The sequence below is a fragment of the Streptomyces jumonjinensis genome, from assembly GCF_009600885.1.
GTDB classification, from domain to species: Bacteria; Actinomycetota; Actinomycetes; order Streptomycetales; family Streptomycetaceae; genus Streptomyces; species Streptomyces jumonjinensis.
On the sequence record NZ_VCLA01000130.1, the window covers coordinates 17,274 to 27,023 of the forward strand.

At 71.9% G+C, this 9,750-nt stretch carries 7 protein-coding genes and 1 pseudogene; 4 read left to right on the forward strand and 4 right to left on the reverse strand.

Annotated features, from left to right (window positions below):
• Positions 1–32 precede the first annotated feature (32 nt).
• Positions 33–1,421 (forward strand): cystathionine beta-synthase, encoded by a 1,389-nt coding sequence (locus tag FF041_RS15295; RefSeq protein ID WP_323391895.1) that lies wholly within the window; start codon positions 33–35, stop codon positions 1,419–1,421.
• A 307-nt stretch (positions 1,422–1,728) separates the two neighbouring features.
• On the opposite strand, the gene FF041_RS15300 is transcribed toward FF041_RS15295, so the two are convergent.
• A complete protein-coding gene (locus FF041_RS15300; RefSeq protein ID WP_153483581.1) occupies positions 1,729–2,160 on the reverse strand; it encodes a hypothetical protein in 432 nt (143 codons plus the stop codon).
• A 425-nt stretch (positions 2,161–2,585) separates the two neighbouring features.
• Between FF041_RS15300 and FF041_RS15305 the strand changes: the two genes are divergently transcribed.
• Together FF041_RS15305 and FF041_RS15310 are read left to right on the forward strand one after the other, a co-directional pair.
• Positions 2,586–3,422 (forward strand): MurR/RpiR family transcriptional regulator, encoded by an 837-nt coding sequence (locus FF041_RS15305; RefSeq protein WP_153523343.1) that lies wholly within the window; start codon positions 2,586–2,588, stop codon positions 3,420–3,422.
• 90 nt (positions 3,423–3,512) lie between these two features.
• Entirely contained in the window at positions 3,513–4,073 is a 561-nt protein-coding gene (locus FF041_RS15310) for a hypothetical protein (RefSeq protein ID WP_323391896.1), read from the forward strand.
• A gap of 85 nt (positions 4,074–4,158) precedes the next feature.
• On the opposite strand, the gene FF041_RS15315 is transcribed toward FF041_RS15310, so the two are convergent.
• The 3 genes and pseudogenes from FF041_RS15315 to FF041_RS15325 all read right to left on the reverse strand — a co-directional run bounded on the left by FF041_RS15315 (position 4,159) and on the right by FF041_RS15325 (position 7,729).
• Positions 4,159–5,529, reverse strand: a complete 1,371-nt coding sequence (locus FF041_RS15315; RefSeq protein WP_153523345.1) for an APC family permease — start codon at positions 5,527–5,529, stop codon at positions 4,159–4,161.
• A gap of 332 nt (positions 5,530–5,861) precedes the next feature.
• Positions 5,862–6,323, reverse strand: a pseudogene (locus tag FF041_RS15320) (SRPBCC family protein); the annotation flags it as partial.
• A 98-nt stretch (positions 6,324–6,421) separates the two neighbouring features.
• Positions 6,422–7,729 carry a type III PLP-dependent enzyme domain-containing protein gene (locus FF041_RS15325; RefSeq protein ID WP_153523347.1) on the reverse strand — a complete coding sequence of 436 codons (1,308 nt, stop codon included), beginning with the start codon at positions 7,727–7,729 and terminating at the stop codon, positions 6,422–6,424.
• A 112-nt stretch (positions 7,730–7,841) separates the two neighbouring features.
• Here FF041_RS15325 and hutU point away from each other — a divergent pair, with 112 nt between their 5' ends.
• Positions 7,842–9,500 carry a urocanate hydratase gene (gene hutU / locus FF041_RS15330; RefSeq protein ID WP_153523348.1) on the forward strand — a complete coding sequence of 553 codons (1,659 nt, stop codon included), beginning with the start codon at positions 7,842–7,844 and terminating at the stop codon, positions 9,498–9,500.
• The last annotated feature ends 250 nt before the right edge of the window (positions 9,501–9,750 follow it).

The following is a 9,750-nucleotide window of genomic DNA, read 5'->3' on the forward strand; positions in this document are numbered from 1 at the left end:
CGCATTGACTACGGAGACCCCGGAGAAACACTGTGCGCATTCATGACTCGATGATCAGTCTGGTCGGCAACACCCCCCTGGTGAAGCTCAACAGCGTCACCGCCGGCATTCAGGCGACGGTTCTGGCCAAGGTCGAGTACTTCAATCCAGGCGGATCGGTGAAGGACCGCATCGCCCTGCGCATGATCGAGGCCGCCGAGGAGAGCGGAGCGCTCCAGCCGGGCGGCACGATCGTGGAGCCGACCAGCGGCAACACGGGCGTCGGCCTCGCGATCGTGGCCCAGCAGAAGGGCTACAAGTGCGTCTTCGTCTGCCCGGACAAGGTTTCCACCGACAAGATCAATGTCCTCCGGGCCTATGGCGCCGAGGTCGTCGTCTGCCCCACGGCCGTGGACCCCGAGCACCCCGACTCGTACTACAACGTCTCCGACCGGCTGGTCCGTGAGACCCCCGGGGCCTGGAAGCCGGACCAGTACTCCAACCCTGACAACCCCCGCTCCCACTACGAGACCACCGGTCCCGAGCTCTGGGAGCAGACCGAGGGGAAGATCACCCACTTCGTCGCGGGCGTCGGCACCGGCGGCACCATCTCCGGGACCGGGCGCTACCTCAAGGAGGCCAGCGACGGCGCGGTGAAGGTGATCGGCGCGGACCCCGAGGGCTCGGTCTACAGCGGCGGCTCGGGCCGGCCGTATCTGGTCGAGGGCGTCGGCGAGGACTTCTGGCCCACCGCGTACGACCAGACCGTGACGGACGAAATCGTCGCGGTCTCCGACAAGGACTCCTTCCAGATGACCCGCCGGCTGGCCAAGGAGGAGGGCCTGCTCGTCGGCGGCTCCTGCGGGATGGCCGTGGTGGCCGCGCTGCGGGTCGCCGAGCACCTCGGACCGGACGACGTGGTGGTCGTGCTGCTCCCGGACAGCGGTCGCGGCTACCTCTCCAAGATCTTCAACGATGAGTGGATGGCGGACTACGGCTTCCTGGAGGACTCCGGTCCGTCCGCGCGCGTCGCCGATGTGCTGCGCCACAAGGAGGGCGGCGGCATCCCCACCCTGGTGCATATGCACCCGGAGGAGACGGTCGGCGAGGCGATCGAGGTGCTGCGGGAGTACGGCGTCTCCCAGATGCCCATCGTGAAGCCGGGGGCCGGGCATCCCGATGTGATGGCCGCCGAGGTCATCGGCTCGGTCGTCGAGCGGGAGCTGCTGGGCGCGCTCTACACGCGCAGCGCGTCGCTGAGCGACCCGCTGGAGAAGCACATGAGCGAGCCGCTGCCGCAGGTCGGCTCGGGCGAGCCGGTCGCCGATCTGATGACCGTGCTGGGCTCGGCGGACGCCGCGATCGTACTGGTGGAGGGCAAGCCGTCCGGGGTGGTGAGCCGCCAGGACCTGCTGGCGTTCCTCGCCAACAGTTCGAAGTAACACCGGGGACGCTGTTCGCGCGGCGGTGCTGCGGGCTGTTCACACGCCCGCAGCACCGGCTTAACACTCGTCCTGCACAGTGGTCAGTGCCGGCGGGGGCCGGACAGACACCCCGGCCGGCCCCACGGCGGCGTCCTGGAGATCCGGAGCGGCTCCCGGACCTGTGGACGTCATGGACACGTGACCGGCCTCGCGCCGGAACCGTGTTCCACGCGGGGACCGCCGTCGTCCCGCCCCCGGCCGGCGGCCAGGGGTGCGGCGGTCCCCGCGTCAGCCGGCGACGCCCCCCTCAGTACTGCCTTCCGGGTCACTCCTCCCAGTCGGAGGACGACCCGCGCCCGCGCCTGCTCCAGAGCCGGGACAGCGCTCCCGACGCGTGCACCGCGTTCACCGCCACGATTCCGGTCCAGGTGACGATCAGCCCTTGGAGATCGGCGTTGACCACGCCGATCGCGGTGAGCGGCACCGCGAGAATCAGCGAGATGATGCCGAAGCCGAAGCGCTCGCCGAAATTCGGGTCGCCGGGCTGCTGCTGCGCGGGACGGGTCCCCCGGGCGGCCGTCATCTGCCGCTCGGCGAGCAGCCGGCGCTCCCGGCGGTCGAGGGTGCCGTCGAGGCGCTCCTCGATCCTGCTCAGAAAGGACTCGACGAGCGCCGAGTCGTACTCCTCGCCCAGCTCACGGCGGGCGTGCAGGGTGGCGTGGAGCTCCTTCGCGAGCTCTTGGTCATGCGCTTCCATAACCGGTCACCCTACGGGGGCGCACGGTGCGCGTCAGTGGGGTCAGCCCCCCTGTTCCGTCCCTCTGTTCCGCGCCTCTGTTCCGCGCCCCGTCCGGTGGGCCGCCTCCGGGCCGCCCCCGCGAGCCGATGGAATCCGCACCGGGCGATGCGCCCGCCGGCCGCCCGCTGACCGATGATGTGACGGCGGCAGCGCCGCGTCACCGGTGCACCGAGCCGGTGACACCGGGAGGGGCGCCGGGAAAGGCCCCATGGAGACAGGCGCCGTCCACGCTCCTGGGACCGGGACACAGTGACCGGGCCCATGAGCGGAACCGCATGAGCGGAACCGCATGAGCGGAACCGCATGAGCGGGATGGCACGAGCGGGATGGCATGAGCGATCCGGAAAAGGGGACGGTATGAGGGATCCGGAGAAGGGGACGGCATGAGCGACAGCCCTGCCCAGCGACTGCAACAGCTCTTCGAGGGCCACCGGCTCACCCCCACCCAGCGGCGGATCGCCCACAGCATGGTCCGCCGCGCCGACGAGGCGCCCTTTCTCTCCAGCGTGGAACTCGCCGAGGTCGCCGGGGTCAGCCAGCCCTCCGTCACCCGTTTCGCCGTGGCGCTCGGCTTCGACGGCTATCCCGCGCTCCGCCGCCGCCTCCGGGAGCTCGCGCCGCCCGCGAGCACGGCAGACGGGAACGTCCCCAACGAGTACCAGCAGGCGGTCCACGCCGAGATCGAGAATCTGCGCAGGCTCGCCGAACTGCTCGCCGACCCCGCACCGGTCGAGCGCGCGGGCCGGGTGCTCGCCGCCTCCCGCCCGCTGCCCGTCCTCGGGCTGCGCGCCGCCGCCGCCCAGGCCCGGGGCTTCGCCTACTTCGCGGCCAAGGTCCATCCGGACGTACGCCTCCTCGACGAGGGCGGCACCCTGCTCGCGGACCGGATCGACGCCGCCCGGCGCGCGGGCGCGACCGCGCTGCTCTGCTTCGCCCTGCCCCGGCACCCCCGGGAGGTCGTGGAAGCCCTGGCGTACGCCCGTTCGGCCGGGCTGACCGTGGTGACGGTCGCGGACTCGGCCTTCGCCCCGGTCGCCGGGGAGAGCGATCTGCTGCTGCCCGCTGCGGTCGGCACCGGGCTCTCCTTCGACACGGTGTGCGCGCCGATGCTGCTGGGCAGAGTGCTGCTGGAGGCGATGTGCGACGAACTGCCGGAGGCCCAGGCGCGGCTGGAGGAGTTCGACGCCCGCGCGGCGGCGCGCGGCCTCTTCGCGGAGTGACGCCGACCGGCGCGCATTCTCAGACAGCACTCAGAAATCGGTACTAATCTCCGCGCGCAACGGGACCTGTGGGACGAGAGGGGTACGGACGTGGGGCGCGGGGCACAGTCGCTGGCGAGGGTGGCAGTGGTGGTACGGGCCGGGGCGGCCCCTCTGTTTGTTCTGGGGCTGCTGTCGGCGGCCGTGGGAACGCTGCCGCCGGGGCTGACCGGACGCCGGATCGGCCTGCTGACCGGGGCCGCGCTCTTTCTGATCGCGGCGGCGGCCACCGCGCTGGTGCGCCGTGGCCGCTACCTCCGCTTCGAGGCCGCCGCGACCCGCGCCGGGCGGGCCGACTTCCTCCAGGACCGCAAGGTGACCCTGCGCACCCGGCGGCGGGCCCGCCGACTGCCGCTGGTGCTCGCCCCGCTGGCCGCGATCGGCACGTCCTTCGTCATGCCCGCGGCCGGCGGACTGCTGCTCGCGGGCGTCGGCACGGGACTGTGGGCGAAGGCGGTCTGGCTGGGGCACCGGGAGCGCGTCGCCGAGACCCTGTTCTGGGTGCGGGCGGACCGGGCCGCCGCCGGGCCGGTCGCGGGGCAGGTCGAGGGCTTCTCCACCACCGGGATCGCGGCCGGGGACGCGGGGCCGGGCGGGGCCCGGCGCCGCTGAGGCCGGGGTTGCTGGGGCCGGGGCCGCTGAGGCCAGGGCAGCCGCCCGTATCCCCGGTCACCGGGGCCGCGCCCGTATCCCCCGCTCAGACGGTGTTCTCGCCGCGTGCCTTCATCACCGTCCGGTTGAGCGCCCACAGCCCGATGCCGATGGCGAGCAGCACCCCGGCCCGGATGTAGACCTCGGCGTCCCGGTCCGCCAGCGGGCTGGCCAGGACCAGCGCGGTGATCGCGCCGAGGACGGGCAGTGCGGTCGGCGTACGGAAATGACGGTGCGCGACCGGGTCCCGGCGCAGCACCAGCACCGCGATGTTGACCACCGCGAACACACAGAGCAGCAGGAACGCCGTGGTGTCGCCGAGTCCCTCGATCTCGCCGGTGGTCACCAGGCCGATCGCCAGCGCCGAGACGAAGACGATGCCCACGACGGGTGTGCACCGCCTGGGCAGCACCCGGCCCATCACCGCGGGCAGAATCCGCTCATTGGCCATGCCGTAGCAGAGCCGGGAGGCCATCATGATGTTGATCAGCGCGGAGTTGGTGACCGCGAACAGCGCGATCAGGGCGAAGAGCTGGGGCGGGAAGTCCAGACCGCCCGCCTTGACGACTTCGAGCAGCGGGCCGCTGGACTTCTCCAGGGTCCGATGGTCGACCAGCAGCGATGAGACCAGGGCGACCAGCACATAGATAGTGCCGGTGACGGCGACCCCGAGGAAGATGGCTCGGGGGAAGGCGCGGACGGGGTCCTTGGTCTCCTCGGCCATGTTCACCGAGTCCTCGAAGCCGACGAAGGCGAAGAAGCCGAGCGCGGTGGCCCCCAGCACGCTGGTGATCAGGGCGTATCCCGTCCCGGACGCCTCGAACTCGGTGAGCCTGGCGGGCTCGCCGTCGCCGGAGAGCACCGCCCACGCGCCGATCGCGAGGATGATCGCGAGACCCGTCAGCTCCACCAGGGTGAGCACCACATTGGTCTTCACGGACTCCGAGACACCGCGCAGATTGAGCGCGGCGAGCACCAGGATGAAGAGGATCGCGATCAGGGTCGGCGGGATGGCGTCGGTGAACTCCAGGAAGTAGTCGCCGCTGAAGGCGCGGGCCGCGGCGCTCGCGGACGACAACCCGGAGCACATCACCATGAAGGCGATGATGAAGGTGAGAAAGGGGACCTTGAACGCCTTCTGGGTGTAGAGCGCGGCACCGGCCGCCTTGGGGTACTTGCCGACCAGCTCCACATAGGACGCCGCCGTGAGCAGGGCGACGACGAACCCGATCACGAAGGGCAGCCAGAGCGCACCGCCCACCTTGCCCGCGACCTTGCCCGTCGTGGCGTAGATACCGGTGCCGAGGATGTCGCCGATGACGAAGAGGATCAGCAGCTTCGGCCCGATGGCCCGTTTGAGCGGGCCTTCCTCGTCGGGTGTCCCGGATTCCCGGTCGATGGCGCGTGTGGTGGTCAAGAGAACTCCCCCGGCGGTGATTGAGAAATGATCACGTGCGGTACGGGAGGAGGCCTGCCCGGCGGAGGGTGGGTGATGCGTACTGCCGTGTGCAGGTAATGCGTCCGTTCTGCGCGGTTGTGCATGCCTTGTCGGACGGGTGTACGAGCCGACCTCCGGACGGGTCCCTACCCGGCTGGGATCGGTCCCTACCCCGCCGGGGCACCCCGGCGAGCCCGGTCAGCGGGACGGCGGGTCAGGGGGTCAGGGGGTCAGCCGATCAGCGGGCCCGCCGGGCCCGCCGGGCCTGGCGGCCCACCCGGCTTACCCAGCCCACCAGGCCCACCCGGCCCGCCCCCCGCGCTCTCCACCGCCGCCGCCACATCGGCGAGGTCCTGGGCGACCGCCTTCGCCACCGCCCGCGCCCCCAGCCCCCCGAAAGCTCTGGCGAGCAGTCCCGCGAACCCTCCGGGCGGCAGCGCGGTGAACGTCATCCGCACCGTCGTCGCATCGGTTCCCACGGCCCGCAGGGCGAATTCGGAGACATAGTGCGCGCCGTGCGAGTCGGCCTCCGCGACATAGCGGAGCGGCGGCTCGCTCGCGGTGACCCGCATCTCCTCGGTGGCCTGTCTGCCCAGCATCCGCCGGGTCTCGCGCCAGCGGGTGCCGACCCCGAAGGGTCCCTCGGTCAGCACCTCGACCGCGTCCACCCCGCTCAGGACGCGCGGGGCGCTCTCCAGATCGGTCAGCGCGTGCCAGACCCGGCCGGGGGGCGCGGCGATCCGGCGCTCGACGACAACGCGTGTGTTCGCCATGTCTCCAGGAAAGCAGCAGCAGCCGCCGCCCGCCCCCGGACCGCCCCCGCCCCCTACAGCTAGCGCGTCCGCCCGTCCCCCGGACCGCCCCCGACCCGCTACAGCAACGCGTCCGCCCGTCCCCCGCCGGACTCGGCGACGATCTCCGCCATGCTCTGCGCGGCCCTCACCAGCGAGAACTCCACCACCTCGCCCCGGACGGCGAACCCGTGCACCCCGGGCCTTGGCAGGCTGTTGTAGCCGTAGTGGTTGGTGAAGTAGTACGCGCCCGTGTCCAGCGCCGCCACCACATCGCCCTGCTCCAGCAGCGGCAGCGCCCGCCCCTCCGCCAGCAGATCGCCCGCGAAACAGGCCGGTCCCGCGATGTCCTGCACCACCGGCTCCCCGGTCCTGGGCCGCCCGGCCCCGTCGTACGCCGTGATCCGCAGCGGCCAGGAGACCGGGTCGTACACCGTGCGGGTGGCCACCTGGACGCCCGCGTGGGTGACCGCGATCGGACGGGAGCCCGAGACCTTCGCGTACTCCACCCGGGCGAGGATCGTGCCGTGCTTGGCCAGCAGCGCCCGTCCGAACTCGGTGACCAGCCCGTACCGTCCGTCCAGCAGCCCCGGCACCTGCTCCTTCAGCAGCCGGGCGTAGGTCTCGAAGGTGGGGTCCGTCTCGTCGGACGCGAAGTTGACCGGCAGTCCGCCGCCGATGTCGACGGTGTCGATCTGCTGCCGCCCGGCCGCCGCGTTGATCTCCTCGGCGAGCGCGTAGACCTCCTGTACGCCCTCGATCATCCGCGCGAGCGGTATCCCCTGGGAGCCGGAGTGGGTGTGCAGCCGGGTCAGCCAGGGCCGGTCCAGGAACATCCGTACGACCGCGGCCCGCGCGCCCTCGTCCCGCAGGGCGATCCCGAACTTGGAGGTGGCCGTCGCCGTGGACAGCGCGCCGATCGACCCGCCGCCGATCTGCGGATTGACCCGCACCCCCACGGGCGCGCTCGCGCCCTCTCCCACCAGGGCGTCGATCCGGGCCAGTTCCTGTGGATTGTCGGCGTTGACCGCGATGCCGAGCGCGAACGCCTCACGCAGCTCGCCGGGCGTCTTGGCGGGGGAGTCGAGCACCATGTCCCCGGGGCGTACGCCCGCGGCGCGCGCCAGCGCCAGCTCACCCGGGCTCGCGACCTCCGCGCCGATCCCCTCGGCGTTCAGCAGGGCGAGCACGGGCACCAGCGGCGCGGCCTTCACAGCGAAGGCATGGAGTACGGGAGCATCGGTGACGGCCGCGAACGCGGTCCGCAGCGCCCCCGCGGAGGCGCGTATCCCGGCCACGTCCAGGAGGGCGGCCACCGGCCGCTCCTCGGTCAGCAGCCCCTGCTCAACGGCGGCTCGAACGGCTTGATTCCGACGGTTGACAGTCATATCGGCCAGCCAACCATCCGGGGCGGGCGCGGCGCATCTGTTGACTAGGAGTATTCAACTGATCAGGATGTGAATAGACATCCCAACACCGGTGATCCAGGAGGCATGGCCCATGTCAGGACCCCGCCCCGTTCGAGCCCCGCGCGGTACGGAACTGAGCACCCTGGGATGGCAGCAGGAAGCCGCCCTGCGCATGCTCCAGAACAACCTCGACCCCGAGGTGGCGGAGCATCCGGAGAAGCTCGTCGTCTACGGCGGCACCGGCAAGGCGGCCCGCGACTGGCGCTCCTTCGACGCGATGGTGCGCACGCTCAGGACCCTGAAGCAGGACGAGACCATGCTCGTCCAGTCCGGCCGGCCGGTCGGGGTCATGCAGACCCATGAGTGGGCCCCGAGGGTGCTGATCGCCAACTCCAACCTGGTGGGCGACTGGGCCAACTGGGAGGAGTTCCGGCGGCTTGAGGCCCTCGGCCTGACCATGTACGGGCAGATGACGGCCGGATCCTGGATCTACATCGGCACCCAGGGCATCCTCCAGGGGACCTATGAGACCTTCGCCGCCGTCGCCGCCAAGAGGTTCGGCGGCACCCTGGCCGGGACCATCACCCTGACCGCGGGCCTCGGCGGGATGGGCGGCGCGCAGCCCCTCGCCGTCACCATGAACGACGGCGTGGCGATCTGCGTCGACTGCGACCCGCGCGCCATCGAGCGCCGGATCGAACACCGTTATCTAGATGTGCGCGCCGACTCCCCGGAGCACGCCCTCCGGCTCGCCGTCGAGGCGCGCGACGCCCGCCGGCCGCTCTCCATCGGCGTTCTCGGCAACGCGGCCGAACTGCTGCCCCGGCTGCTGGAGATGGGCGCGCCCGTCGACATCGTGACGGACCAGACCTCGGCGCACGACCCGCTCTCCTATCTCCCGGCGGGCGTCGCCTTCGAGGAGATGGCCTCGTACGCGGCCGAGAAGCCCGCCGACTTCACCCAGCGGGCCCGGGAATCGATGGCCCGCCATGTGGAGGCGATGGTCGGCTTCCAGGACGCGGGGGCCGAGGTCTTCGACTACGGCAACTCCATCCGGGGCGAGGCACGGCTCGCGGGCTATGAGCGGGCGTTCGCCTTCCCCGGCTTCGTACCGGCCTATATCCGCCCCCTGTTCTGCGAGGGGAAGGGACCCTTCCGCTGGGCGGCGCTCTCCGGGGACCCCGCCGACATCGCGAAGACGGACCGCGCGATGCTGGAGCTCTTCCCGGAGAACGAGTCCCTGCGCCGGTGGATCGCGCTCGCGGGCGAACGCGTGCGCTTCCAGGGCCTGCCCGCCCGGATCTGCTGGCTGGGGTACGGCGAGCGGGACCGCGCGGGCGAGCGCTTCAACGACATGGTGGCCTCGGGGGAGCTCGCGGCCCCGCTGGCCATCGGCCGGGACCATCTGGACTGCGGCTCGGTGGCGTCCCCCTACCGGGAGACGGAGGGGATGCTGGACGGCTCGGACGCGATCGCCGACTGGCCGCTGCTGAACGCGATGGTGAATGTGGCGTCGGGCGCGTCCTGGGTGTCGATCCACCACGGCGGCGGGGTGGGGATGGGGCGCTCCCTCCACGCGGGTCAGGTGACGGTGGCGGACGGGACGGCGCTGGCCGGCGAGAAGATCCGCCGGGTGCTGACGAACGACCCGGGGATGGGGGTCATCCGCCATGTCGACGCCGGTTACGACAGCGCGGAGACGGTGGCGTCCGAGCGCTCGGTCCGCATCCCCATGCGGGAGGGGGAGTGAGCCTGCGGCCCGCTGTGGTGGGGTGGTCTGTCCGTATGTACGGCCCTGGGCCCGGCCGCCCCGGGCACAACCGGCCGAGCCCCCCTGCCCGGCCTCGGCCCCTCGTCGGGGGCCAGCCCCCGAACCCCCGCGCCTCAAACTCCCCCAGACTCCGTCCGGGGGACCCCCAAGGGGCTGGGTCTTGTGTGCGAGCCGTCTTGCCGGGCGTCGGGCCCTTGTCGGGGGCCAGCCCCCGAACCCCCGCGCCTCA